20 protein-coding genes and 2 pseudogenes are annotated in these 24,726 nt (G+C 71.2%); 14 read left to right on the top strand and 8 right to left on the bottom strand.

The annotated features are described in order from the left end of the window. Nucleotides 1–92 precede the first annotated feature (92 nt). A complete protein-coding gene (locus tag IEJ02_RS45585; RefSeq protein WP_317986086.1) occupies nt 93–2,246 on the top strand; it encodes a SpoIIE family protein phosphatase in 2,154 nt (717 codons plus the stop codon). Between the two features lie 65 nt (nt 2,247–2,311). Here IEJ02_RS45585 and IEJ02_RS45580 read toward each other — a convergent pair whose 3' ends face one another. Further along, nucleotides 2,312–2,959 (bottom strand): TetR/AcrR family transcriptional regulator, encoded by a 648-nt coding sequence (locus IEJ02_RS45580; protein WP_191070173.1) that lies wholly within the window; start codon nt 2,957–2,959, stop codon nt 2,312–2,314. A 126-nt stretch (nt 2,960–3,085) separates the two neighbouring features. Here IEJ02_RS45580 and IEJ02_RS45575 point away from each other — a divergent pair, with 126 nt between their 5' ends. Genes IEJ02_RS45575 through IEJ02_RS45565 form a run of 3 tightly spaced genes read left to right on the top strand, consistent with a single transcriptional unit; the run spans nt 3,086 to nt 7,289 of the window. Next, a complete protein-coding gene (locus tag IEJ02_RS45575; RefSeq protein ID WP_191070172.1) occupies nt 3,086–4,003 on the top strand; it encodes a shikimate dehydrogenase in 918 nt (305 codons plus the stop codon). Between the two features lie 2 nt (nt 4,004–4,005). Beyond that, nucleotides 4,006–5,802 carry a bifunctional sugar phosphate isomerase/epimerase/4-hydroxyphenylpyruvate dioxygenase family protein gene (locus tag IEJ02_RS45570; protein WP_191070171.1) on the top strand — a complete coding sequence of 599 codons (1,797 nt, stop codon included), beginning with the start codon at nt 4,006–4,008 and terminating at the stop codon, nt 5,800–5,802. Nucleotides 5,803–5,855: 53 nt separating this feature from the next. Continuing rightward, complete coding sequence (locus tag IEJ02_RS45565; RefSeq protein ID WP_191070170.1) at nt 5,856–7,289, top strand: Nramp family divalent metal transporter; 1,434 nt, start codon at nt 5,856–5,858, stop codon at nt 7,287–7,289. A gap of 58 nt (nt 7,290–7,347) precedes the next feature. Here the strand turns inward: IEJ02_RS45565 and IEJ02_RS45560 are convergent, their stop codons facing one another. Further along, nucleotides 7,348–9,585, bottom strand: coding sequence for a transglycosylase domain-containing protein (locus IEJ02_RS45560; RefSeq protein ID WP_191070169.1), 2,238 nt, complete (start codon nt 9,583–9,585; stop codon nt 7,348–7,350). 215 nt (nt 9,586–9,800) lie between these two features. On the opposite strand from IEJ02_RS45560, the gene IEJ02_RS45555 reads away from it, so the two are divergent. The 7 genes and pseudogenes from IEJ02_RS45555 to IEJ02_RS45525 all read left to right on the top strand — a co-directional run bounded on the left by IEJ02_RS45555 (nt 9,801) and on the right by IEJ02_RS45525 (nt 15,760). Then, a complete protein-coding gene (locus IEJ02_RS45555) occupies nt 9,801–10,757 on the top strand; it encodes an SPFH domain-containing protein (RefSeq protein WP_191070168.1) in 957 nt (318 codons plus the stop codon). A 47-nt stretch (nt 10,758–10,804) separates the two neighbouring features. Beyond that, a complete protein-coding gene (locus tag IEJ02_RS45550; protein ID WP_223865513.1) occupies nt 10,805–11,053 on the top strand; it encodes a type II toxin-antitoxin system antitoxin in 249 nt (82 codons plus the stop codon). A gap of 87 nt (nt 11,054–11,140) precedes the next feature. Next, complete coding sequence (locus tag IEJ02_RS45545; RefSeq protein WP_137979351.1) at nt 11,141–11,665, top strand: PadR family transcriptional regulator; 525 nt, start codon at nt 11,141–11,143, stop codon at nt 11,663–11,665. Next, nucleotides 11,662–11,883 (top strand): annotated as a pseudogene (locus tag IEJ02_RS45540) (ATP-binding cassette domain-containing protein); the annotation flags it as partial. The gene IEJ02_RS45545 and the pseudogene IEJ02_RS45540, both read left to right, overlap by 4 nt. A gap of 13 nt (nt 11,884–11,896) precedes the next feature. Next, nucleotides 11,897–12,547, top strand: coding sequence for an ABC transporter ATP-binding protein (locus tag IEJ02_RS45535; RefSeq protein ID WP_317986085.1), 651 nt, complete (start codon nt 11,897–11,899; stop codon nt 12,545–12,547). Beyond that, nucleotides 12,544–14,976, top strand: a complete 2,433-nt coding sequence (locus tag IEJ02_RS45530; protein WP_191070166.1) for an ABC transporter permease — start codon at nt 12,544–12,546, stop codon at nt 14,974–14,976. The genes IEJ02_RS45535 and IEJ02_RS45530 overlap by 4 nt, the downstream gene beginning before the upstream one ends. A gap of 172 nt (nt 14,977–15,148) precedes the next feature. Next, on the top strand, nt 15,149–15,760 hold the full coding sequence (locus IEJ02_RS45525) for a Uma2 family endonuclease (protein WP_191070165.1): 612 nt from the start codon (nt 15,149–15,151) through the stop codon (nt 15,758–15,760). 5 nt (nt 15,761–15,765) lie between these two features. Here IEJ02_RS45525 and IEJ02_RS45520 read toward each other — a convergent pair whose 3' ends face one another. Beyond that, the gene (locus IEJ02_RS45520; protein WP_191070164.1) at nt 15,766–16,725 is read right to left on the bottom strand and encodes a hydrogen peroxide-inducible genes activator; all 960 of its coding nucleotides are present in this window, start codon (nt 16,723–16,725) and stop codon (nt 15,766–15,768) included. A gap of 138 nt (nt 16,726–16,863) precedes the next feature. Between IEJ02_RS45520 and IEJ02_RS45515 the strand changes: the two genes are divergently transcribed. Beyond that, on the top strand, nt 16,864–17,418 hold the full coding sequence (locus tag IEJ02_RS45515; protein WP_191070163.1) for a peroxiredoxin: 555 nt from the start codon (nt 16,864–16,866) through the stop codon (nt 17,416–17,418). Nucleotides 17,419–17,429: 11 nt separating this feature from the next. Continuing rightward, nucleotides 17,430–17,969, top strand: coding sequence for an alkyl hydroperoxide reductase (locus IEJ02_RS45510; protein ID WP_191070162.1), 540 nt, complete (start codon nt 17,430–17,432; stop codon nt 17,967–17,969). A 102-nt stretch (nt 17,970–18,071) separates the two neighbouring features. Here IEJ02_RS45510 and IEJ02_RS45505 read toward each other — a convergent pair whose 3' ends face one another. The 5 genes from IEJ02_RS45505 to IEJ02_RS45485 all read right to left on the bottom strand — a co-directional run bounded on the left by IEJ02_RS45505 (nt 18,072) and on the right by IEJ02_RS45485 (nt 24,453). Continuing rightward, the gene (locus IEJ02_RS45505) at nt 18,072–19,613 is read right to left on the bottom strand and encodes an AI-2E family transporter (RefSeq protein WP_191070161.1); all 1,542 of its coding nucleotides are present in this window, start codon (nt 19,611–19,613) and stop codon (nt 18,072–18,074) included. Nucleotides 19,614–19,756: 143 nt separating this feature from the next. Next, entirely contained in the window at nt 19,757–20,473 is a 717-nt protein-coding gene (locus IEJ02_RS45500) for an aggregation-promoting factor C-terminal-like domain-containing protein (protein WP_275562629.1), read from the bottom strand. 428 nt (nt 20,474–20,901) lie between these two features. Then, on the bottom strand, nt 20,902–22,239 hold the full coding sequence (phoH2, locus tag IEJ02_RS45495) for an RNA 5'-3' helicase PhoH2 (protein WP_191070159.1): 1,338 nt from the start codon (nt 22,237–22,239) through the stop codon (nt 20,902–20,904). A 396-nt stretch (nt 22,240–22,635) separates the two neighbouring features. Further along, a complete protein-coding gene (locus tag IEJ02_RS45490) occupies nt 22,636–23,397 on the bottom strand; it encodes an isoprenyl transferase (protein WP_191070158.1) in 762 nt (253 codons plus the stop codon). Nucleotides 23,398–23,706: 309 nt separating this feature from the next. Beyond that, nucleotides 23,707–24,453 (bottom strand): prepilin peptidase, encoded by a 747-nt coding sequence (locus IEJ02_RS45485; RefSeq protein ID WP_191070157.1) that lies wholly within the window; start codon nt 24,451–24,453, stop codon nt 23,707–23,709. Between the two features lie 85 nt (nt 24,454–24,538). Here IEJ02_RS45485 and IEJ02_RS45480 point away from each other — a divergent pair. Beyond that, nucleotides 24,539–24,726 (top strand): annotated as a pseudogene (locus IEJ02_RS45480) (S1 family peptidase); the annotation flags it as partial.

Genomic DNA, 24,726 nt, shown 5'->3' with positions numbered 1-24,726 from the left:
CGCGCGGTGGCGCAGGCAGGGAGCGCCGGAACACGGCGGCGGAGAGCGAGCACCCGGCGCAGCCGGAGCACGGCACACCGGAGGGCGAGCCTGTGTGGGACGCGGATCGCAATGCCGCAAGAGGCGCGGCGCGCCGGCCGGGAGCGAACGGCGGCTCCGGCCCCGACGAGCAGCCCCCGGCCGCCCAGGGCGACGGGCGCGGCCGGGAAGCGGCGCGCCGGGGCGCCGGCGCGGGCGAGCATCCGGAGCGCCCGGGCGAGGCTTCCGCGACGGCCGGGGCTGGTGAAGCACATACGGCAACGGGATCTGGCGAGGCCCATGCGGCGGCCGGGTCGAGCGAGTCCCGCTCGGCGGCCGGGTCCGGCGATCCACACACCGCGCCCGGATCCAACGACGCCCGCAGAGCATCCGGATCCGGCGACGCCCACACCGGGGCCGCCACGGCGGGTGAGGTCGCCTACAGCGCGCCGGAGGGCGGGGTGCCCACGGTGCCGCCCGCGGGCGGCACCGCCGCCGCCGAGGCGGCCATCGCGCGGGACCGGAGCGGCGACCGGCTGCGGTTCGTGGGGGCCGCGACGCGCCGGATCGCCCGGGGCATCGACCTGGACGAGATCGTGCTGGGCCTGTGCCGGGCCACCGTGCCCACCTTCGCCGACGCGATCCTGGTCTATCTGCGCGATCCGCTGCCGGTCGGCGACGAGCGCCCGGTCGGCCCGGTGGTGCTGCGGCTGCGCCGCACCGACCGGATCCCGCTGGACCCGGACACCGACAGCGGCCGGCTGTCGCTGCTGCCCTCCCAGCCGGATCTGTCGCCCGCGGTGGGCGGCGGCCCGGCCGCCGAGCTGTGCGAGGTGGAGGCGGGCGGCCCGCTGGCCGAGGTGCTGCGCGGGGTGCGGCCGGTGTTCGGCGACTCGCAGGCCGCCCGCGCCGCGCTGCCGGAACTGCTGGGCGAGGGGCCCTCGGTGGCGACCGGTCAGCGCACCGTGCTGGCGCCGCTGCGCGGCCGCCGCCGGGTGATCGGCGCGGCCGTGTTCGTACGCCGCCCGGACCGGCCGCCGTTCGAACCCGACGATCTGCTGGTGGCGGCCCAGCTGGCCACCCACACCGCGCTCGGCGTCGACAAGGCGGTGCTGTACGGGCGCGAGGTGTACATCGCGGACGAGCTGCAGCGCACCATGCTGCCCGACTCGCTGCCCCAGCCCACCGGCGTCCGGCTGGCCAGCCGCTATCTGCCCGCGGCCGAGACCGCCCGGGTCGGCGGCGACTGGTACGACGCGATCCCGCTGCCGGGCAACCGGGTGGCGCTGGTGGTCGGCGACGTGATGGGCCATTCGATGACCTCCGCCGCGATCATGGGCCAGCTGCGCACGACCGCGCAGACCCTGGCCGGGCTCGACCTGCCGCCCCAGGAGGTGCTGCACCACCTGGACGAGCAGGCCCAGCGGCTGGGCACCGACCGCATGGCCACCTGCCTGTACGCGGTCTACGACCCCGTGGCGCACCGCATCGTGGTGGCCAACGCGGGCCATCCGCCGCCGCTGCTGCTGCACCGGGGCGGCCGCGCCGAGGTGCTGCGGGTGCCGCCGGGGGCGCCGATCGGGGTCGGCGGTGTCGACTTCGAGGCGGTCGAGCTGGACGCGCCCGCCGGGGCCACCCTGATGCTCTACACCGACGGTCTCGTCGAGTCGCGGATGCGCGATGTGTGGACCGGGATCGAGCAGCTGCGGGAGCGGCTGACCGCCACCGCCCGGCTCACCGGCCCCAACCCGCCGCCGCTGGAGCCGCTGTGCGACGAGGTGCTGGACATGCTCGGCCCCGGCGACCGCGACGACGACGTGGCGCTGCTCGCGGCCCGGTTCGAGGGCATCGCGCCCAGCGATGTCGCCTACTGGTTCCTGGACCCCAAGGCGCAGACCGCCGGGCAGGCGCGCCGGCTGGCCCGCCGGGCGCTGGCCCGCTGGGACCTGGACGATCTGACGGACGCGGTGGAGCTGCTGGTCAGCGAGGTGGTGACGAACGCGGTGCGCTACGCGGAGCGGCCCATCACGCTGCGGCTGCTGCGCACCGACGTCCTGCGCTGCGAGGTCGGCGACGACGTGCCGCAGCTGCCCCGGCTGCGCCAGGCCCGGCCGTCCGACGAGGGCGGGCGCGGGCTGTATCTGGTGAACCGGATGGCGCGGCGCTGGGGCGCGACCCGGCTGTCCACGGGCAAGGTCGTCTGGTTCGAGCTCGCGATGCCGTCCTGAGCCGCCAACGCCGCCCCGCGCGCCGGGCCCTGCGCCGTACGGTCGCCGTACGGTCGCCGTACGGTTCAGGCCCCGGCGCGGAGGTAGGCCACGACCATGTCGCCGAGCATCCGGCGGTAGTGGGCGCGACGGCCCGGGTCGAGGGGGTCGCGGCCGAAGAGGGTGCCGAAGGTGTGCTGGTTGGCCACCGGGAAGACGGCGAATGAGCTGATCATCATGTGGACGTCGACGGCGTCGGCGTCGTCCCGGAACACGCCCTGCTCGCGGCCGCGGGCGAGGATCCCGGAGATCAGGTCGATCACCGGTGTGCCGGCCTTGGCCAGCGTCTCGGACTTGGTCAGGTGCTCGGCCCGGTGGATGTTCTCGATGGACACCAGCCGGATGAAGTCGGCGTGTTCGGTGTGGTGGTCGAAGGTCAGCTCGGCCAGGTGCCGGATGGCCTCGGCGGGGTCCAGGCCGGTGACGTCCACGGCCTGTTCGGCCTCGCGGATGCCGGTGTAGGCGCGCTCCAGGACCTTGATGTAGAGCTGTTCCTTGCCGCCGAAGTAGTAGTAGATCATCCGCTTGGTGGTGCGGGTGAGGGCGGCTATCTCGTCGACGCGGGCCCCGGCGTAGCCGCGCTCGGCGAATTCGCGGGTGGCGACGTCCAGGATCTCGGCCTGGGTGCGGACGGCGTCGCGGAGACGGCTGTTCTTCGGCGGCTGATCGCTCATGCTGGGCCCACTCTACGTCCAGGGCTACGTCCAGGGGGTTCACAAGAGGGCGGTCCTGGGCCTTTACTGTCCACGCTACTAACGAACCAGTTCGTACATTAGCCCGGAAGGCGGGAGGTCGCCGGTATGCGGGACAGGGGCAGCACGCGGCAGTCACGGGGAGGCCGGGAGGGGCGGGAGTCCTGCCTGGTGGGGCTGATCGGATCCGGCGTGGGCCCCTCGCTCTCCCCCGCCCTCCACCAGCGCGAGGCCGACCGCCACGGGCTGCGGTACCTCTACCGCCTGATCGACATCGATCCGCTGGGGCTCGGCCCGGACGGGGTCGGCGAGCTGGTGCGGGCCGCCGCCCGGCTGGGCTTCGACGGGCTCAACATCACCCACCCCTGCAAGCAGACGGTGATCGAACACCTCGACGGGCTGTCGGAGGACGCCGCACTGCTCGGCGCGGTCAACACGGTGGTCTTCGGCGAGGACGGCCGGGCCATCGGCCACAACACCGACTGGTCCGGCTTCGCCCGCTCCTTCGCCCGTGGCCTGCCCGACGCTCCCACCGGCGAGATCGTGCTGCTCGGCGCGGGCGGGGCGGGCGCCGCCGTCGCCCACGCCCTGCTGACCGTCGGCGCCGACCGGCTCACGCTGGCCGACACCGACCCGGCGCGGGCCGCCGGGCTCGCCGGGACGCTGGCGACACGGTTCGGCGCCGCCCGGGTCCGTACCGTCGCGCCCGGCGGGCTCCCGGAGGCCGTCGGCGGCGCCGACGGGCTGGTGCACGCCACCCCCACCGGAATGGCCGCCCACCCCGGGCTGCCGCTGCCCGTGGAGCTGCTGCGGGCCGGGCTGTGGGTCGCCGAGGTGGTCTACCGCCCGCTGGAGACCCCGCTGCTGGCAGCCGCCCGCGCGGCCGGCTGCCGCACCCTGGACGGGGGTGGCATGGCCGTCTTCCAGGCCGCCGACGCCTTCCGCCTCTTCACCGGCCGCGAACCCGACGCGACACGGATGCTCGCCGACCTCTCCGACCTGCTCGAGCTCCCCGCCGGAGGCTGATCATGCGCAAGTCCATCGCCACCGTGTGCCTCAGCGGCACCCTCGAGGAGAAGCTCACCGCCATCGCCGCGGCCGGTTTCGACGGGGTCGAGATCTTCGAGAACGACCTGCTGGCCAGCCCCCTGTCCCCGGAGCGGATCCGGGACCGGGCCGCCGAACTCGGCCTCACCATCGACCTCTTCCAGCCCTTCCGCGACGCCGAGGCCGTCCCCGAGGACCACCTGGCCCGCACCCTGCGCCGGGCCGAGAAGAAGTTCGCCGTCATGAAGCGGCTCGGCGCGGACCTGATGCTAGTGTGCTCCAGCGTCTCCCCCGCCGCCCTCGACGACGACGCCCTCGCCGCCGAGCAGCTGCGGCTGCTGGCCGAACGGGCCGCCGCCCACGGCATCCGCATCGCCTACGAGGCGCTGGCCTGGGGGCGGCATGTGAACACCTACGACCACGCCTGGCGGATCGTCCGGCAGGCGGACCACCCCGCGCTCGGCATCTGCCTGGACAGCTTCCACATCCTCTCGCGCGGCTCGGACCCCAAGGGCATCGAGGAGATCCCCGGCGAGAAGATCTTCTTCCTCCAGCTCGCCGACGCCCCGCTGATGGCCATGGACGTCCTCCAGTGGAGCCGCCACTACCGCTGCTTCCCCGGCCAGGGCGGCCTCGACGTGGCCGGGCTGCTGGAGCACGTCCTGCGGGCCGGCTACGACGGGCCGCTGTCCCTGGAGGTCTTCAACGACGTCTTCCGGCAGGGCGACACGGCCCGCACCGCCGTGGACGCGCTGCGCTCCCTGATCGCCCTGGAGGAGGCCGCGGGCCGCACCGATCTGCCCGCCCCCGTCGTCCCCACCGGCTTCGCCTTCGCCGAACTGTCCTCCACCGGCCCCGAGTTGCCCGCGCTGCTGACCGAGCTTGGCTTCGCCCGCACCGGCCGCCACCACTCCAAGCCCGTGGAGCTGTGGGAGCAGGGCGAGGCCCGGATCGTCCTCAACTCCGGCCTCGACGTCACCACCGGGCACCCCGAACCGGCGCTCGCCGCCATCGGCCTGGAGACCCCCGATCCGGCCGCGTCCGCGGGCCGGGCCCGGGCCCTGCTCGCCCCCGTGCTGCCGCGCCACCGGGCCGTGGCGGACGCCCCGCTGGACGCGGTGGCCGCACCCGACTCCACCGAGCTCTTCTTCTGCCGCACCGAACACCCCGACCACCCCAGCTGGACCGGCGACTTCACCCCGCGCGCCGCCTCCGCCTCCCCCGCCGGGATCACCCATATCGACCATGTGGCGCTCACCCAGCCCCGGCACCACTTCGACGAGGCGTCGCTGTTCTACCGCGCCGTCCTGGGGCTGCGGCCGCACGAGTCCCTGGAGCTGGCCGATCCGTACGGGCTGCTGCGCAGCCGGGCCGTCTCCAACCCCGACGGCTCGGTGCGGCTCGCGCTCAACGTGGCCCAGATCCGCCCGGGTTCGGGGCCGTCCGGATCGCTGCGGCAGCACATCGCGCTGCACAGCCGGGACATCGTCGCCACCGCGCGCCGGCTGCGGGAACGCGGCGCGCCCCTGCTGCCCATCCCCGACAACTACTACGACGACCTCGAAGCGCGCCATGAGCTCGACCCCGGGCTCCATCGCACCCTGCGGGAGCTCGGCCTGCTCTACGACCGGGACGACAGCGGCACGTTCCTGCACCTGTACACGGCCACGATCGGCCGGGTCTTCTTCGAGATCGTCCAGCGGATCGACGGCTACCAGGGCTATGGCGCGGCCAACGCGCCCGTACGCCTGGCCGCCCAGCACGCCCGCGCCCGCTGAACCTCCCATTCCCCCCGTCCGGATACGGCCTCGCCGTCCCCCGAGGAGCCGCCATGTCGTCAGCGTCGTCGACACCGTCCGCCCAGCGCCCGTCCCCCACCGCCGCCCCGCCCGACTGTCTCGATCTGCCCGATCCACCACCGCTGCGCACGATGGTCGGCCCGGGGGTCGTCGCGGTCGGGATCGGCATGGCGGCGGGCGAGATCATCCTCTGGCCGTATCTGACCTCGGTCGGCGGGCTCGGGCTGCTGTGGCTCGCGGTGGTGACCCTGGCCATCCAGACGGTGATCAACCTGGAGATCGAGCGCTACACCCTGGCCACCGGGCAGACCGTGGTCGCCGGATTCTCCCGCTGGTCCACGGCGTGGGGCATCCTGATCTGCCTGGCCGGGGCGTTCCAGTACGTCTGGCCGGGCTGGGCCACCTCCGGGTCGACCGTGCTCACCTATCTGACCGGCGGCGGCGATGTCGTCTGGATCACCGTGGGCTCGCTGGTGGGCTTCGGGGTGGTGCTGACCGTCTCACCGGTGGTCTACCGCACGATCGAGAAGGTCGAACTGGTCAAGGTCATCCTGACGCTGTTCTTCCTCGCCGTCGTCGCGGTCGCCGTCATCGGCTGGCACACCTGGACCACGGCGGGCGAGAAGACCGTCACCGGGGCCGGCCGGATCCCGGACGGCATCACCTTCACCATGATCCTCAGCGCGCTGGGCGCCGCCGGGGCGGGCGGGGTGCACAACCTGGTGCTCAGCAACTGGATCCGGGACAAGGGCTACGGCATGGGCGCCCATGTCCCCAAGCTGGTCTCCCCCATCACCGGCCAGTCGGAGGCGTCGGGCGCCGACCGCTACGCCTTTCCGCAGGACGAGGCCAATCTGGCCCGCTGGCGGGTGTGGTGGCGGCGGGCCAACGCCGAGCACATCGTGTCGTTCTTCGTGGTCTGCCTGGTGACGATCGGGCTGATGAGCATGCTCGCGTACGAAACCCTCTTCGGACGCGACGATGTGGAGAACAGCCCGGAGTTCCTGCGGCTCCAGGGCGAGCTGCTGGGGCAGCAGGTGGGCGACTGGCTCAAGATCCTGTTCTTCGCGGTGGCCACGGTCTCGCTCTGGGCCGCCTCGATCGGTCTGCTCGACATCATCGGCCGGGTGGTCAGCGACTTCGCCAAGCGCACCTACCTGCGCGATGCGGCCTTCTGGACCGAGGGACGGCTGTATTTCGCGGTGGTGTGGGCCGAGGTCGCCATCGGCTCGGCGATCCTGCTGTCCGGGGTGAACCAGCCGATCGTGCTGCTGACCATCTCCACCTGCACCGCCTCCCTCGTCACCCTCGTCTACACGGCGCTGCTGATCCGGCTCAACCGCCGCGATCTGCCGGCCGCCGTACGGCTGCGCGGGCCGCGGCTGGGCATGATGCTGCTGGCCATCGGCTTCTACGGCTTCTTCGCCCTCGCGATGCTGAAGAGCCAGCTCGAGCAGAACTTCTGACGGCGGTGCGGGTGCGGTACGGAGCGGGCGTGCAGAGTGCCACGCCCGCCCCGGGCCGTCACTGCTGTTGTCGGCGGAGGATGCCGCCGTCGTCGGCGTCGCCCGAGGCCGAGCTCGACGGGTCGGGCGGGCTCGGGGAGTCGGCGTCGCCCGAGGGCGATGCCGACGACGAGGCGCTGGACGACGCGCTGGACGACGGGCTGGACGACGGGGACGAGGAGGGCGACTCGCTGTTCGACGGGGACGAGGACGGGCTGGACGAGGGCGACTCCGAGGTCTCGCTCGTGCTCGGCGACGTGGGCGGCTTGACCGCCGCCCCCATGTCGGTGTCCAGGTCGAACTTCGAGGCCTTCTGGCCGCTCAGCGCGGCCTCGGTGTACGCGGCCCAGATCTTGGCCGGGAAGTCACCGCCGTTGACGCGGCCGCCGCCCGCGGTGCCCTTGAGCGAGACCTGCTTCTTCTCGCCCTCGCCGAACATCCCGACGGAAGTCACCAGGTCGGGGGTGTAGCCGGAAAACCAGGCCGACTTGTTGTCGTCCGAGGTGCCGGTCTTGCCCGCGACCGCCTGGCCCTGCTGGCGCACGGCCTGGCCGGTGCCGTCGTCGACCACCCCGGTGAGGACGGAGGTGACGGAGTCGGCGGCGCCCCGGCTGATCGCCTGGCCGTTGGTGGGATCGGGCAACTGGGGCCGCTCATCGCCCTTTTCGGCGGACTTCACGATCGCCGGGGTGACCTTCTTGCCGTGGTTGTCGAGGGTCGCGTAGACCCCGGCCATCTCCTTGGGGCTGGCGCCCATCACGCCCAGCGACATCGCGGGGCGTACGTCGAAGCCGTTGTCCACCCGGCCGTCCATGCCGAGGTCCATGGCGGTGTTCTTGACCTTGCTCAGCCCCACGTCCACCGCCATCTGGGCGAAGACGGAGTTGACGGAGTTGTTCATCGCCTTCTGGACGGAAATGGGCCCGTAGGACTTGTTGTCCTCGTTCGGCGGGGCGAAGGCGGTGTCGCTGCCCTTGACGGGCCGTCTGCTGGTGCCGTCGTAGAGGGTGCTGGATGTGATCGGCGTGCCGTCCTGGGTGGTCGAGCCGTTCTCCAACGCCGAGGCAAGGATCAGCGGCTTGAAGGTGGAGGCGGGCTGGTAGTCCGAGCGGGTGGCGTTGTTGGTCCAGTGCTCGGTGTAGCCCGCGCCGCCGTACATCGCCACGATGCCACCGGACTTGGGGTCCACCGAGACCGCGCCGACCTGCGCGTCCTTGTCGACCTTGCGCTTCTTCGGGTCCAGCTTGTCGGTCAGCTCCGTGCGGACCGCCTTCTCCAGCGCCTTCTGCTTCTTCTTGTCGATGTTGAGGGTGACCGTCCAGCCACCGGCCTCGAACTCGTTCTCGTTCACCCCGGCCTTGAACAGTTCCTTCTTCGCGGCGTCGATGAAATAGCCCGCCTGGCCGTCGAGACCCGGGATGGGGCGGGGCTCGATGGGCACGGGGAACTTCAGGCCCTCGCGCTCGCCCTTGGACAGCCAGTCCTTCTCGACCATGTTGTCGAGGACGTAGTTCCATCGGGCCTTGACCAGCCGCTTGCCGTTGGGGCCCGCCGCCGACCAGTCGTACTGGCTGGGCGCCTGGAGCACCGACGCGAGATAGGCACCCTGCGCGACGGAGAGGTCCTCGACGTCCTTGTCGTAGTACGCGCGGGCCGCGGCCTGGATGCCGTAGGCGCCGCGGCCGTAGTAGCTGGTGTTGATGTAGCCCGCGAGGATGTAGTCCTTGGACTTCTGCTGGTCGACCTTGAGCGAGATCACCAGCTCCTTCAGCTTGCGGCTGACGGTCTGTTCCTGGCTCAGGTAGTAGTTCTTGACGTACTGCTGGGTGATGGTCGAACCACCCTGCTTGCCCCGGCCCAGCGCGGTGTTGATCAGACCGCGGGCGGTGCCGGTGAACGAGACGCCGGAGTCGCCGTAGAAGTCCTTGTTCTCGGCGGCGACGAAGGTGTGCTGCACCTTCTTGGGGATCTTGGACAGCGGGACGGACTCACGGTTGACGTCACCCGTCTTCGCCATGATCGTGCCGTCGCTGTACTTGTAGATGTTGGCCTCGGCCTTGGCCGCGGCGTTGGCGGGCGGAACCTCGACCAACAGATAGAGGACGAAGAACGCCCCGACGAGCAGCACGCCAAGCCCCAGGACGTACCCCAGCAGCCACTTCCAGGTGAAGAAGCGGCGTATGCCCCCCGCCTTCGCCGCCCGCTTGGCTCTGCGAGCGCTCTTCTGCCGCGCGCGTCGCTCTTCCGCTCTACCCATCGCTCCCGCCGCTCCAGTCCGTAAGCCCCCCAGGCCAGCTCATGAAACTAACACCGCAACAACCCTCAAATGCGCATCGATCTAGCTTTTTCCGAAGGTGACAAAAAGCACCCACTCCAAGGGAACTGACGGCTTACGGGCGCCGAGGGTTGCCAGCGACTCGTAATGTGCTATCACTTTGATAGACCGACCACCGAATGAAACGGGGAGCCCTCATGTCCCACGCCACCTCAACCGACCCCCTCACCGGCCAGGCCGACATACCGTCCCTCCCCGAGCCGAGGGTCCGGGAGCGGCCCGCGCACAACGTCAGCGGCGGGCTGGCCCTGCTCGGGGGCCTGGCCGGACTCGCGGGCGGCGTCGGACTGATCCTCGCGGGCGCCGCCGTCGCCGCCGAGCACAAGGGCACCTGGTCCACGCTGCTGATCGTCTCCGGCATCGTGGTGATCCTCGCCGCGCTCCTCACCATGTGCGGCCTCAACACCATCGCGCCCGGCGAGGCCCGGGTGGTCCAGCTCTTCGGCCGCTACCGCGGCACCATCCGCACCGACGGGCTGCGCTGGGTGAACCCGCTCACCAGCCGGGAGAAGATCTCCACCCGGGTGCGCAACCACGAGACCGCGGTGCTCAAGGTCAACGACGCCTACGGCAACCCGATCGAGCTCGCCGCGGTCGTCGTCTGGAAGGTCGAGGACACCGCCCAGGCGATGTTCGAGGTGGACGACTTCCTGGAGTTCGTCGCCACCCAGACCGAGGCCGCGGTGCGGCACATCGCCATCGAGTACCCGTACGACGCCCATGAGGAGGGCGCCCTCTCGCTGCGCGGCAACGCCGAGGAGATCACCGAGAAGCTCGCCATCGAACTGCACGCCCGGGTCGAGGCGGCCGGGGTCCGCATCATCGAATCCCGCTTCACCCACCTCGCCTACGCCCCGGAGATCGCCTCCGCGATGCTCCAGCGCCAGCAGGCGGGCGCGGTGGTGGCCGCGCGCCGGCAGATCGTGGACGGCGCGGTCGGCATGGTCGAGGCGGCGCTGGCCCGGATCGCCGAGGAGGAGATCGTGGCGCTGGACGAGGAGCGCAAGGCCGCGATGGTCAGCAATCTGATGGTGGTGCTCTGCGGGGACCGCTCCCCGCAGCCCGTTCTGAACACCGGCACGCTGTACCAGTGACGGACGAGAGCGAGCGGAAGGCACGGCAGCCGCGGCAGCGCAAGCAGATGCTGCTGCGGCTCGACCCGGCCGTCCATGACGCCCTCGCGCGCTGGGCCAACGACGAACTGCGCAGCGCCAACGCGCAGATCGAGTTCCTGCTGCGCAAGGCGCTCGCGGACGCGGGCCGGCTGCCCGGCGCGGCGCGCCCGATCCCGCGCCGGGGCCGCCCACCGAGGCGCCCCGCCGAGGGCACCGAGGACACGGACCCCACCGAGGGCCCGGAGGACACCGGCCGCGAGCCACACCGGCCCTGACCCCCGCCACACCTCTCTGGCCTGCGGTAAGGCATTCCGCAGCACAGCTATACACTCCAGGTATACGCATGGTGTAGAGTGCTGGGCATGTCAATTGGCCACACCTTGCTCGGACTCCTCGAGGGCGGCCCGCGCCACGGCTATGACCTCAAGCGAGCCTTCGACGAAAGATTCGGACACGACCGCCCGCTGCACTACGGGCAGGTCTACTCGACCATGTCCAGGCTCCTGAAGAACGGCCTGGTGGAGGTCGACGGCATCGAGCACGGCGGTGGCCCGGAGCGCAAGCGCTACGCCATCACCGACGCGGGCATCACCGATGTCGAGCACTGGCTCACCCAGCCCGAGAAGCCCGAGCCGTACCTCCAGTCGGTCCTCTACACCAAGGTCGTCATCGCCCTGCTCACCGGGCGCGACGCGGCCGATCTCCTCGACGTCCAGCGCGCCGAACACCTGCGGCTGATGCGCGACCTGACCCAGCGCAAGCGCGGTGGCGACCTCAGCGACCAACTCATCTGCGACCACGCCCTTTTCCACCTCGAGGCCGATCTGCGCTGGCTGGAGCTCACCGCCGCCCGCCTCGGCCAACTCGCCAAGGCGGTGCGTTCATGACCCCGGCAGGCTCCTTGCTGATCGCCACGTCCCTGCACAAGACGTACGGTCACACCCCCGCCCTGGACGGCGCGGACTTCTCCATCCACCCCGGCGAGGTCGTCGCGGTCATGGGCCCCTCCGGCTCGGGCAAGTCGACGCTGCTCCACTGCCTGGCCGGGATCGTGAAGCCGGACTCCGGCTCCGTCCACTACAACGGGCGTGAGCTGACCGCCATGTCGGACGCCGAGCNTGCACAAGACGTACGGTCACACCCCCGCCCTGGACGGCGCGGACTTCTCCATCCACCCCGGCGAGGTCGTCGCGGTCATGGGCCCCTCCGGCTCGGGCAAGTCGACGCTGCTCCACTGCCTGGCCGGGATCGTGAAGCCGGACTCCGGCTCCGTCCACTACAACGGGCGTGAGCTGACCGCCATGTCGGACGCCGAGCGCAGCGGGCTGCGCCGCGGCGAGTTCGGGTTCGTCTTCCAGTTCGGCCAGCTCGTCCCCGAGTTGAGCTGTGTGGAGAACGTCGCGCTGCCGCTGCGGCTGAACGGCACCAAGCGCAAGGAGGCCGAGGCCCGGGCGTCGGCCTGGATGGAGCGGCTGGAGGTCGCCGATGTGGCGCACAAGCGGCCCGGTGAGGTCTCCGGCGGTCAGGGGCAGCGGGTCGCCGTCGCCCGGTCGCTGGTCACCGGGCCGCGGGTGCTGTTCGCCGACGAGCCGACCGGCGCGCTGGACTCGCTCAACGGGGAGCGGGTGATGGAGCTGCTGACCGAGGCCGCCCGGGAGTCCCGTACCGCCGTGGTGCTGGTCACCCATGAGGCCCGGGTCGCCGCCTACTCCGACCGCGAGGTCGTCGTCCGCGACGGCAAGGCCCGGGACATGGCAGGGGTCCGATGAGCGGCCAGGAAGCCCCGGGCGCCCCGGACGCCCCGGCCGAGGAGCCGCGCGCCCGCGTCTCCGTCGCCCGCTGGGCCGCCGATCTGGCCATGGGCGGCCGGTTCGCGGTCACCGGCGGCCGGGAGAGCTGGGCCAGGACGATCATGACGGCGGTGGGCGTCGGCCTGGGGGTGGCGCTGCTGCTGCTGGCCTCCTCCGTCCCCACCATGTACCAGCAGCGCAACGAGCGGGGCGACGCGCGCTCCGCGCTGAGCTTCGGCGACGAGGTGAAGCCCGGCCCCGACACGCTCCGCCTCGCCAACGCGGGCACCACCTATCGCGACCAGGACATCAACGGCATGGTCATGGCCCCCGACGGCAAGGGCACCCCGCCCGTGCCGCCGGGCATCGACCGGATACCGGCCGCCGGTGAGATGTGGGTGTCCCCGGCGCTGAAGGACCTGCTCGACTCCGACGAGGGGAAGCTGCTCCGGGATCGGTTCCCGTACCGCACCATCGGGGTGATCGGCGACAGCGGCCTGTCCGGCCCGGCCGAACTCACCTACTACGCGGGGATCTCCCAGAAGGCGTTCGGCCACGTCAACTCCCAGTACCACATCGACCACTGGGGCACGGAGAAGCAGGGCAAGGACGAGCCCCTGGACCCCGCGCTGCTGCTGCTGATCATCGTGGGCTGTGTGGTGCTGCTGCTGCCGGTGCTCATCTTCATCGCCACCGCGGCCCGCTTCGGCGGTGAGCGGCGGGACCGGCGGCTGGCCGCGCTGCGGCTGGTCGGCGCGGACATCCATATGACCCGGCGGATCGCCGCCGGTGAGTCGCTGTTCGGCTCGCTCCTCGGGCTCGCCGTCGGCACCGGATTGTTCCTGCTGGCGCGGGAGATCATCGGCAGCATCGAGATCTGGGACATCAGCTTCTTCACCTCCGACATCGTGCCGAGCGCCCCGCTCGCCCTGGTGATCGCGGCGGCCGTGCCCGCCTCGGCCGTCATGGTCACGCTGATCGCCCTGCGCGGTATCGCCATCGAGCCGCTGGGCGTGGTCCGGAACGCCAAGCCCAAGCGCCGGCGCCTGTGGTGGCGGCTGCTGCTGCCGCTGCTGGGCATGGCCCTGCTGCTGCCGCTCGCGGGCGGCTTCGGGGCCGGCAGCGGCGGCGGTGGCAACATGAAGGCGTACCAGGCCGCGGCCGGTGCCGTCCTGCTGCTCATCGGTATCACCGCGCTGCTGCCCTGGGTTGTCGAGGCCGTGGTGGAACGGTTCGGCGGCAGGGGCTCGGTGCCCTGGCAGCTCGCCACCCGCCGGCTCCAGCTCAGCAGCGGCACCGCCTCGCGCGCGGTCAGCGGCATCACGGTCGCCGTCGCCGGGGCCATCGCGCTCCAGATGCTCTTCGCCAGCGTGGGGGCCCAGAACACCGAGGACACCGGCCAGGACCCGAACCGCGCCCAGCTGATCGCGAACGTCCCGGTGAGCGACGGCGAGCAGGCCCGCGACGCCTTCGCGCGGTACCGCGCGACCAAGGGCGTGCGCGATCTGCTCGGTGTCACCACGGACAACGTCTCCGATGTGCGCCGCGGCAAGGACGACCCGACGTCGGTCCCGGAAGAGGCCATCACCGTCGCCGACTGCCCCACGCTCCGCGAGGTGGTCCGCATCACCAGCTGCAAGAACGGCGATGTCTTCCTCATCGATTCGCCCAGCTACTACGGGGAAGAGGAGGGCTTCGCCAAACCGGGCGCCCAGGTCAACCTCGCCTACGGTGACGACGGTGCGCCGGACCTGCGCAAGAAGAAGCTGTGGACCATTCCCCACTCGGCCACGAAGGTGAAGCCCCGGAAGGACCCGATCGGAAGCGAACGCACCGGCATCTTCGCCACCCCCGGCGCCTTCGACATCGCCGACCTGCCGGGCCCTCAAGCGGCGGCCATGATCCGGCTGGATCCGAAGGTCCCGGACGGGGTCGAGTATGTGCGCAACACCAGCGCGGCCCTCTCCCCGGCGATGGATGTCATGCGGCTCAGCAGCACCTCGCAGTCGGATGAGTTCCAGGTCATCCGCAAGGCCCTGTTCATCGGCGCCACCGCGACCCTGCTGCTCATCGGGGCCAGCATGATCGTGACCACCCTGGAGCAGCTCCGCGAGCGCAAGCGGCTGCTGTCCGTCCTGGTGGCCTTCGGCACCCGGCGCACCACGCTCAGCTGGTCCGTGCTCTGGCAGACCGCGGTCCCGGTGGTGCTGGGCCTGGCGCTGTCGATCGCGGGCGGGCTGGCGCTGGGCGTGATGCTGCTGAAGATGGTCGGCCAGCCGCTGGCCGTGGACTGGACCGGGCTCGGCACCATGACCGGCGTCGGCGGCGGGGTCATCCTGCTGGTGACCCTGGTCAGCCTGCCGCCGCTGTGGCGGATGATGCGGCCGGAGGGGCTGCGGACGGAGTAGGCCCGGCCGCCCCCGCTCGGTGCCGGGGACCGTTCCCACCTGCGGAAACGGTCCCCGGCGCCGGGTTTTCGGCGATCATGCCACCCGTATGGGTGATTCCCGGCAGACGGACACACATCCACATTCGGGCCTACGATGATGTTCTCGACAACCAACCACCGGGAGACCAGCCATGTCTGCTGCCGCAGTCGAGGGGCCCCACCGCCCCGAGCCGCTGCCTCTGCTCGAGGAAGCCAACAAGCTCATGGATCAGCACCCGGGCTATCGAGTCGAGATCATCGGGGGAGTAATCACCGTGGCCCCACCGTCGGACTTTCCTCATTCGAGGGTGCTGACCAAACTTATGAAGCCCTTCCTTGCGGCGGGCCTGGACGGCGAGGAAACCGAGATCGGCCAGGGGGTTGGCGTGTGGCTGCCAACCGGACCTGAGGACTATGCCATCCCGGATCTGGTGGTGGTCGACGCCGACATCGACGATCACGTCATCGAGCACAACTGCTACGACCCCGTGGCCTTCCGCCTCGTCCTCGAGGTCACCTCGTCCAACTACAACAACGACCTGCGAAACAAGGTCGTCGCATACGCTGAGGCCAAGATTCCGGTGTATGTGATCGTCAACCGTAAGCACGGCCGGGTCCATGTGCTCACCGACCCCGCAGCGGGCGGATACGACACACACCGCGTCCACGCTCCCGGTGAGCAGATTACCCTGCCCGACTCGATCGGCGCCAAGGTCACCCTTGACGTGGCCGAGCTGCTGGCGGCCGGACAGCACAAAGGCTGACCCGCTCACCCCTTGGCAATACGCACCGGTAGCGGCCGCAGCGCCTCCCGCAGGGCCTCCGCGAACACCTCGAACTCCTCCGCGCGCGCCGCTCCCGCGCGCATGGCCAGGGCTATCCGGCGGGCGGGCGCCGGATCGGCGAAGTCGCCGGTGGCCAGGTGGTCGTTGCGCGCGGTCTCCACCCGGAGCGCGGTGCGCGGCAGCAGCGTCACCCCGAGCCCGCCCGCGACCAGCTGGACGAGGGTGGAGAGCCCGGCGGCGCTGGTGGTCACCGGGGTGCCCTCGGTACGGCCCGCCTCACGGCAGATGTCCAGCGCCTGGTCGCGCAGGCAGTGACCCTCGTCGAGCAGCAGCAGATCCAGCTCCTTGAGCGCCTCGCGGGGGATGTCATCGCGTCCGCCCAGCCAGTGGTCCCGCGGGGTGACCAGCACGAAGTCCTCGTCGAACAGCGGCATTTCGACCACCCCGGGCGCGCCGAGCGGCACCGCGAGCAACAGCAGGTCCAGACGGCCGTGGGCCAGCCCCTCCAGCAGCGAGGCGGTCTGCTCCTCGTGCACCTGGAGATCGAGCCGGGGGTAGCGCTCATGCACCAGCCGCAGCACGGTCGGCAGCAGATACGGTGCCACGGTCGGGATCACCCCGAGTCGCAGCACGCCGGTGAAGGGCGCCCGCGCCGCCTCGGCCTCCTCCAGCAGCTCCCCGACCGCTTCGAGCACGGAGCGTGCACGGACCGCCAGCCGCTCCCCCGCCGGACTGAGCAGCACCTTGCGCGTCGTACGCTCGAGCAACTGGACACCGAGTGCCTCCTCGAGCGCCGCGACGGCGCCCGAGAGCGCGGGCTGGCTCATCCCGATGGCGGCCGCGGCATCGCGGAAGTGCAGCTGCTCCGCGACCGCGACGAAGGCCCTGAGCTGGGAAATGCTCGGCTGGCGCGGTTTGCCCGGCGATGTGGGCGATGCGGCCACTGATAGCCACCTCCAATCAACCCCACCGAGTGTAGCTATTTCACTGATCAATGCACTCTGTGCCAAGGTAGGACCGTCCAACCCCAGGAAAACCCGGACGACCGGGTCTTTCCTATGCGAAAGCTGCAAGGAGTGCGCGTGCTCACCGTCGGTGACAAGTTCCCCGAGTACGACCTGACCGCCTGCGTGTCGCTGGAGAGCGGCAAGGAGTTCGAGCAGATCAACCACAAGTCCTACGAGGGCAAGTGGCGCGTGGTGTTCTTCTGGCCCAAGGACTTCACCTTCGTGTGCCCGACCGAGATCGCCGCCTTCGGCAAGCTGAACGACGAGTTCGCCGACCGTGACGCGCAGATCCTCGGCGTCTCCGGCGACTCCGAGTTCGTCCACCACGCCTGGCGCAAGGACCACGCCGACCTGCGTGACCTGCCCTTCCCGATGCTGGCCGACTCCAAGCACGAGCTGATGCGCGACTGCGGCGTCGAGGGCGAGGACGGCTTCGCGCAGCGCGCCGTGTTCATCGTGGACCAGAACAACGAGATCCAGTTCACCATGGTGACGGCCGGTTCCGTGGGCCGTAACCCCAAGGAGGTCCTGCGGGTGCTCGACGCCCTGCAGACCGACGAGCTGTGCCCCTGCAACTGGAACAAGGGCGAGGACACGCTGGACCCGGTGGCCCTCCTCGCCGGTGAGTGAGCTGATTCACCATGGCACTCGATGAGCTGAAGTCCGCGCTGCCGGACTACGCCAAGGACCTCAAGCTGAACCTCGGTTCGGTGATCGGCAACTCCGAGCTCCCGCAGCAGCAGCTGTGGGGCACCGTGCTGGCCTGCGCGATCGCCTCGCGCTCGGCGCGGGTGCTGACCGAGCTTGAGCCGGAGGCCAAGGTCAACCTCTCGCCGGAGGCGTACACCGCCGCCAAGTCGGCGGCCGCCATCATGGCGATGAACAACGTCTACTACCGGACCCGGCACCTGCTGTCCGACCCGGAGTACGGCAACCTGCGCGCGGGGCTGCGGATGAACGTCATCGGCAACCCGGGCGTGGAGAAGGTCGACTTCGAGCTGTGGTCGCTGGCCGTGTCCGCGATCAACGGCTGCGGCATGTGCCTCGACTCGCATGAGCAGGTGCTCCGCAAGGCGGGCGTGGACCGCGAGACGATCCAGGAAGCCTTCAAGATCGCCGCGGTGCTGCAGGCGGTCGGCGCCACCCTGGACGCCGAGGGCGTCCTGGCCGCGGGCGGCTGACGCGCTCGGCCACGTTCGGTCACGCAGAGACCCGAAGGGCGCCCCACCGATCGGTGGGGCGCCCTTCGGCGTTCGTTCATCGGCCCATGGCACCGGTCCTGATTACCGGGCCCCGCCCTCCCCGGGCGGCAGGCCCGGCCGCGCGGTGGGCGCCGTGCCGGAGGCGGTGGCGCCGTGGGGGCCCGGGACGGCGCGCAGGGCGTTCTCCTGGCTGTAGCCGCGCAAGTAGACGACCACCGTATTGGCGACCGCCACCAGTGGAACGGCCACCACCGCGCCGCCGATGCCGCCGATCAGCGAACCGGCCGCGACCGAGAGCACCACGGCCAGCGGATGGACCCGCACCGCCCGGCCGAGGATGAACGGCTGGAGCACATGGCCCTCGATCTGCTGGACGGCCAGCACCACGATCAGCACCATCGCCCCCGTGAACACGCCCTGGGTGACCAGCGCCACGACCACCGCGAGCGCGCCGGAGACCACCGCGCCCACCAGCGGGATGAAGGCGAAGAGGAAGATGAAGACGGCCAGGGGCACCGCCATCGGCACATCGAGGAAGAACAGGCCCACGCCGATGAAGATCGCGTCGATCAGCGCCACGATCACCGTGCCGCGCACATAGGCGGTCAGCGTCGCCCAGGCGCGCGGGCCCGCACCCGCCACGCCCTCGCGGGCCCGGGCGGGGACCAGCTTGAGGGTCCAGTTCCAGATCTTCGGGCCGTCGTACAGCAGGAAGAGCGTGGAGAACATCGTCAGCAGGATGCCCGTCAGCACCTCGACGACGACCGTGACGCCCTCAAGACCCGCCGAGGTGATCTGCTCGGTGTTGGCACCGACCGCCTCGCGCAGGCTCTTGGCCACGTGGTTGATCTGCTTCTCGGTCACATGGAACGGGCTGTGCAGCAGCCAGCGCCGCAGATCGTCGATACCGGCCTGGACCTCGCCCGAGACCTCGTCGACGTTCTCCATGACCTGCCAGACCACGAACCACACGACCAGGCCCATGACGACGAAACCGGCGATGAAGGTGAGCGCGGTGGCCAGGCCGCGCGGCACACCGCGCCGGCGCAGCCGGGTCACGGTGGGCTCCAGCAGCGCGGTGATGAGGATCGCGACGGTGAAGGACAGCACCACCAGCTGGACGGAGCTGATGACCCGCATGAGCACCCACACCGTGGCGCCGAGGACCAGCAGCCGCCAGGCCGCCTCGGCGGCCACGCGGACGCCCCAGGGCAGGGCGGCCACCGGGTCGGGTCTGGCGGAGACGGCGGGGGCGTAGGCGGGCGGGGCCGGCACGCTGGCCGGCCGCTCCGGCCGGGCGGCCTCGCCCTCCCCTGCGGCGCCCCCGGGAGTCTCGGGGCTCTCCTGGCTTTGGGGGGTCTCCGGGCTTTCGGGGCTTTCCGGGCCGTTCCGGCCCTCGGCGCCCGCAGCGCTCTCGGCGCCGCCCCGCGGGCGTTCCTCAGATGGTTCGGGCCTCGGTTCAGATCCCCGTTCAGATCCCCGTTCGGGCCCCGGTGGTGTCCGTGGGCCGGTGTCGCCGTCGCCCTCGCGCCCCCGCATCTCGGCCTGTTGGGATTCGAGCCGGTGGGCGAGCCGGGTAAGTCCGGTTCCCAGCCTGCCGACCCACTGCGGCAATTTGGACATTTCTCGTTTCCTACCCCCAGTTTCCCCCTCGGCCGTCAAGGAGACGTTACCTGCTGAAGATGCGCGAAACCCCCGACCTGGGCCGGGGGTTTCGTGAAGCGTTCGATGCTGGGCCGCTGCCGGGCGGGGCCCGGTGAACCGGCTCAGTAGTGGCCGTTGGCCTGCCAGAACGACCAGGCGTCACACGGACTGCCGTAGCGCTCGTTCATGTAGTTCAGGCCCCACTTGATCTGGGTGGCCGGGTTGGTCTGCCAGTCGGCGCCCGCCGAGGCCATCTTGCCGGCCGGCAGCGCCTGCACCAGACCGTAGGCACCCGACGAGGGGTTGGTGGCCTTGTAGTTCCAGGTGGACTCGTGGTCCACGATGTTGCTGAAGCACTGGAACTGGCCGCTCGGCACGATCTGCCGCGCCATCGCCTGGACCTCGGCGACGGTGTACGAAGCCTGCTGGGGGAAGCTGGAGGCGTCCCGCGTGGCCGAACGGCTCGCGATCTCCTGCTTCTTCTTGGCCTCGCGCTCCTTGGCCAGCTTCTCGGCGGCTGCCTTGTCCGCGGCGGCCTTCTTGGCCTTCGCGTCCTTGGCCGCCTGCTTGCGGGCTGCTTCCTCTGCGGACTTGCGCGCCTCCGCGTCGGCCGCGGTGGACTGGACGTCCGCCTGCTGCGTCAGGGATGCGGTCTGTGCCACGGCCTGCTGTCCGGCAGGTATGTCCGCGAGAAGCGTCGAGTCGGCGGCGGTCGCCTCGATCGGGTCGGACGAGCCCTGCTGCTGCTGTCCGCCCGCGGCGACGCCGACCACGGCGCCCACAGTGGTGACCGCGGTGGCCGAGGCCACTGCGAATCCCCGGACCGAAATCCGGCTCACTCGGTTTCCTTCCAGCATCGCCCGCTTAGGTGACCTCGCGGGCGCAATCGTGCCCCTGGCGCTGGCCTCCCCTTGTTCCGTCCCCGGTGGTGCGATGGGGTCGGCTGGTCACGGGAGGCACGGGCCCGGTGGGGATCTCCCGCAGGAGACCCTCGAGGTGCTCGGGCGGCATACGGCGAACGCTGTTCAATTCTGTTACTGCTGTTGCTCGGTACCGCTGGGGGTACCTGTGTGCCGTATGCGGGGCCTGACAGAACCCACACCCTGCCGGACGCGGAGCCCCGTAGGCAATTCCCCGCCAGGTGTGAAAGCTCACATCCTGTTTACGCCCTAGGATTTCTGGAAATCCCCGCGCACCAAGGCGCCGCGCGGCTAGGCTCGTTGGTCTTTCCGCGCGGCGCCCTGTGGTCGCAAACGACTCAACCAGCTCAGATGTGGCCGTCCTCCAGCATTTCGGTCACCAGCGCCGCGATCGGCGAACGCTCGGAGCGGGTCAGGGTGACATGCGCGAACAGCGGATGCCCCTTCAGCTTCTCGACGACCGCCACCACACCGTCGTACCGCCCGACGCGGAGGTTGTCCCGCTGCGCCACATCGTGGGTGAGCACCACCCGGGAGTTGGCGCCGATCCGGGACAGAACGGTCAGCAGCACGTTCCGCTCCAGCGACTGGGCCTCGTCGACGATGACGAAGGCGTCATGGAGCGAGCGGCCGCGGATGTGCGTCAGCGGCAGCACCTCCAGCATCCCGCGCCCCACGACCTCCTCGATCACCTCGGCGCTGGTCACCGCGGACAGGGTGTCGAAGACCGCCTGCGCCCAAGGGCTCATCTTCTCGGCCTCGGTGCCGGGCAGATAGCCCAGCTCCTGGCCACCCACCGCGTACAGCGGGCGGAAGATCATCACCTTGCGGTGCTGACGCCGCTCCAGCACGGCTTCGAGACCCGCGCACAGCGCCAGCGCCGACTTGCCGGTACCGGCCCGGCCGCCCATCGAGATGATGCCGACCTCCGGGTCGAGCAGCAGGTCCAGGGCGATGCGCTGCTCCGCGCTGCGCCCGTGGATGCCGAACGCCTCGCGGTCGCCGCGCACCAGCCGCACCTGACCGTCCGGGGTGACCCGGCCCAGCGCGTTACCGCGCTCGGACTGGAGCACCAGGCCCGTGTGCACGGGCAGTCCGGCCGCCTCGGGGACGTACGCCGTCTCGGCGGCGAACAGGTCGTCCACCTGTTCGGCCGAGACGGCGAGCTCCGCCATCCCGGTCCAGCCCGAGTCGGTGATCGCCAGCTCCGCGCGGTACTCCTCGGCGAGCAGGCCCACCGAGGACGCCTTGATGCGCAGCGGCAGGTCCTTGGAGACGACGGTGACGTCGTACCCCTCGGCCTGTAGGTTTCTGGCGACCGCGAGGATCCGCGAGTCGTTGTCCCCCACCCTGCCGCCGTGGTTCAGGAAGGCGGCGGGGAGGATGCCCGGGTCGGAGTGGTTGAGCTCGACACGCAGGGTGCCGCCCAGATCCCCGGTCGGGATCGGGGCGTCCAGACGGCCGTAACGGATGCGGTACTCGTCCAGCAGGCGGAGCGCCTGCCGTGCGAAGTACCCGAGCTCCGGGTGGTGCCGCTTGGCCTCCAGTTCCGTGACCACCACGACCGGCAGCACGACTTCGTGCTCGTCGAAGCGGGCCATGGCATTGGGGTCGGCCAGCAGGACGCTGGTGTCGAGGACATAGGTGCGCCGGTCGTGCTCGCGGCGTTTCTTGCTGGTCACCACGGGTGGACGAACCCCCTCGGGAGAGGTTGGGGTGCGACGGCGTCGCGGGAGTGAGGTATCCCCGCCGCAGACGGGGAACGGACCGGGCTCAGGCCCTACGGGGAGGGCCGAGCGCCGGCCCTCCGCGTCATACGCACGATCCGCACAGTCGTCCGTGTGCAAAGGGCCTCCCGGGCAAACGGCCCAATGCCGTCCGCTGGCAGTTCGACGCCCAACTGGACAGGTGGGACAGGGCGTCGACCTGGAAGGGATATTCCCTCGAACGTGCGGGGGCATGCAACGGCATATGACGGCGCGGATATGAACGTTGTGAAACCAGCGTGCTACACGGCTCGGGGCCGGACGCCGGCCGGCGTCCGGCCCCGAGCCGGTGAACTGCGGTGCTACGAACGGGAACTAGTTGCCGTACCTGCGATGACGGGCGGCGTAGTCGCGCAGCGCGCGGAGGAAGTCGACCTTGCGGAAGGCGGGCCAGAAAACTTCACAGAAGTAGTACTCCGAATGGGCACTCTGCCACAGCATGAAGCCCGAGAGCCGCTGCTCGCCGCTGGTGCGGATCACCAGGTCCGGATCGGGCTGCCCACGGGTGTACAGGTGTTCGGAGATGAGGTCGATGTCGACGATCTCGGCGAGCTCCTCGAAGGAGGTGCCCTTGGTGGAGTGGTCCAGCAGCAGCGACCGCACCGCGTCGGCGATCTCCTGCCGTCCGCCGTACCCGACGGCCACGTTGACCAGTATTCCGTCGATGTGCTCGGTGTCCCGCTCGGCCTCCTTGAGGACCGTCTGGGTGCGGGACGGCAGCAGATCGCGGTTGCCGACGTGGTGCACCCGCCAGCGGCCGTCGGCGGCCAGGTCGCTGACCGCGCCCTCGATGATGCTCAGGAGCGGCGCCAGCTCCGCTTCGGGGCGGTCCAGGTTGTCGGTGGAGAGCAGCCAGAGCGTGACGACCTCGACGTCCGTCTCGTTGCACCAGCCGAGCAGCTCCTGGATCTTGCTGGCGCCCGCCATGTGGCCCTGCTCGGTGGTGCCGCCGGCCGCGCGGGCCCAGCGGCGGTTGCCGTCGAGGATGACGCCGATGTGCTTGGGCACCTGGGCGTGATCGAGGCGGCCCTCCACCCGGCGTGCGTAGAGCCCGTACACCAGGTCGCGCAACTTCACGTCTTCCAGCCCCTCAGTGCTTCACATGGCTCGCCATGGCAGTCCGCCCCAAGGCCGACACCCTACTGCGGGCCGGGGGGACTGGCTAACCGGGGCGGCCGAATGACCGCGTCCCCGATCGCGTCCCGTCACGCTTCGTAGCCGATCGTGTGGGATACGTGCCGCCCGTTTTGCGCCCCAGAAGCCCGAAATAGAGCGGGCCGGTCCGTGGGGGGGAGTACGGACCGGCCCGAGGGGGGGTTTCCACCATAACGCTTCGTGAGGGGATGTCCATGCATCTCGGCGGGGTCGGCCCTGCGCGCGCCGATGTCATCCGGCGCCGAGCGCCCCCAGCACCAGCCCGGCGCCCGCCCCGAGGATCATGAACGGACCGAACGCCATCGCGGTCCGGCGCCCGGCCCGCCGGGTCAGCACCAGGCCCACGGCGCAGCAGGAGCCCAGCAGCAGCCCGGCGAGGGCGCCCACGAAGAGCACGTCCCAGCCGTACCAGCCCAGGGCGACCCCGAGGGTCAGCGCGAGCTTGACGTCGCCGAACCCCATGCCGCTCGGGCTGATCAGGAACAGCACCAGATACGCCCCGCCCAGCACCGCGCCGCCCAGCAGCGCCCGCGGCCAGGACCCGGCGCTGTGCGGCAGCAGCGCCGCCGCGCCGAGCAGCGCCGCGGCCCCGCCCGCCATGGGCAGGGTGAGGACGTCCGGCAGCCGGTTGACCGCCAGGTCCACGGCCGTGAGCAGCACCCCGAGCGGCGCCAGCAGCAGCCACACGGCCAGCTCCGGGCGCGCGCCGGCGGCCGCCGCCAGACCCGCGCACACCAGCGCGGTGAGGACGGCGGCGAGCACCGGGCCGGTCCCGTAGTCCCGCTCGCCGTCCCGGCAGCCGGCGCAGCGGGCGGGGCCCAGCCAGCCGCGCGCCGGGCCGGTCAGCGCGTGCCCGCGCGGACAGGCGCCGCGCCAGGGCTCCTCCGGCTCGACGGCCAGCCGGTAGAGCGGACGCGGTACGAGCAGCCCGGCGGCCGCGCCGTACGCGGCGGCGAGCACGATCAGCAGCGGTTGCACGGGCCGAGCCTACGGAAGCGCCCGGCCGGTGGAACACTGCCGGGACGGGCGGACGGCGCGGAACGGGCGAAGGGGGCGCGGGGTCATGGGCCGCTGGCGGGACGGTACGGGGACGCTGCGCGTGGTGGGCGGCGCCGACGGCGCGAACGGCGGCTCGGGCGGCGGGGCGGGCGGCGCGAAGGAGGACCCGGGGGGCGTGGGGGGCGGCGCGGGGCGCGCGGAGGGCGGCGGACGCGCGGAGGGCAGCGCGAGGCGCGCGGAGGGCAGCGGGCG

The organism is Streptomyces sp. 5-10 (assembly GCF_014712245.1).
GTDB classification, from domain to species: domain Bacteria; phylum Actinomycetota; class Actinomycetes; order Streptomycetales; family Streptomycetaceae; genus Streptomyces; species Streptomyces violaceusniger.
The sequence above is the reverse complement of the archived record's forward strand: the minus strand, read 5'-3'. Positions and strand labels throughout refer to the sequence as shown.

Coding starts and splice junctions, on each gene's coding strand:
- IEJ02_RS45510 (WP_191070162.1), top strand. CDS start 17,430: ATGGCACTCGATGAGCTGAAGTCCGCGCTGCCGGACTACGCCAAGGAC.
- IEJ02_RS45505 (WP_191070161.1), bottom strand. CDS start 19,613: ATGTCCAAATTGCCGCAGTGGGTCGGCAGGCTGGGAACCGGACTTACC.
- IEJ02_RS45555 (WP_191070168.1), top strand. CDS start 9,801: ATGTCCCACGCCACCTCAACCGACCCCCTCACCGGCCAGGCCGACATA.
- IEJ02_RS45550 (WP_223865513.1), top strand. CDS start 10,805: ATGCTGCTGCGGCTCGACCCGGCCGTCCATGACGCCCTCGCGCGCTGG.
- IEJ02_RS45565 (WP_191070170.1), top strand. CDS start 5,856: ATGTCGTCAGCGTCGTCGACACCGTCCGCCCAGCGCCCGTCCCCCACC.
- IEJ02_RS45560 (WP_191070169.1), bottom strand. CDS start 9,585: ATGGGTAGAGCGGAAGAGCGACGCGCGCGGCAGAAGAGCGCTCGCAGA.
- IEJ02_RS45530 (WP_191070166.1), top strand. CDS start 12,544: ATGAGCGGCCAGGAAGCCCCGGGCGCCCCGGACGCCCCGGCCGAGGAG.
- IEJ02_RS45545 (WP_137979351.1), top strand. CDS start 11,141: ATGTCAATTGGCCACACCTTGCTCGGACTCCTCGAGGGCGGCCCGCGC.
- IEJ02_RS45580 (WP_191070173.1), bottom strand. CDS start 2,959: ATGAGCGATCAGCCGCCGAAGAACAGCCGTCTCCGCGACGCCGTCCGC.
- IEJ02_RS45575 (WP_191070172.1), top strand. CDS start 3,086: ATGCGGGACAGGGGCAGCACGCGGCAGTCACGGGGAGGCCGGGAGGGG.
- IEJ02_RS45570 (WP_191070171.1), top strand. CDS start 4,006: ATGCGCAAGTCCATCGCCACCGTGTGCCTCAGCGGCACCCTCGAGGAG.
- IEJ02_RS45525 (WP_191070165.1), top strand. CDS start 15,149: ATGTCTGCTGCCGCAGTCGAGGGGCCCCACCGCCCCGAGCCGCTGCCT.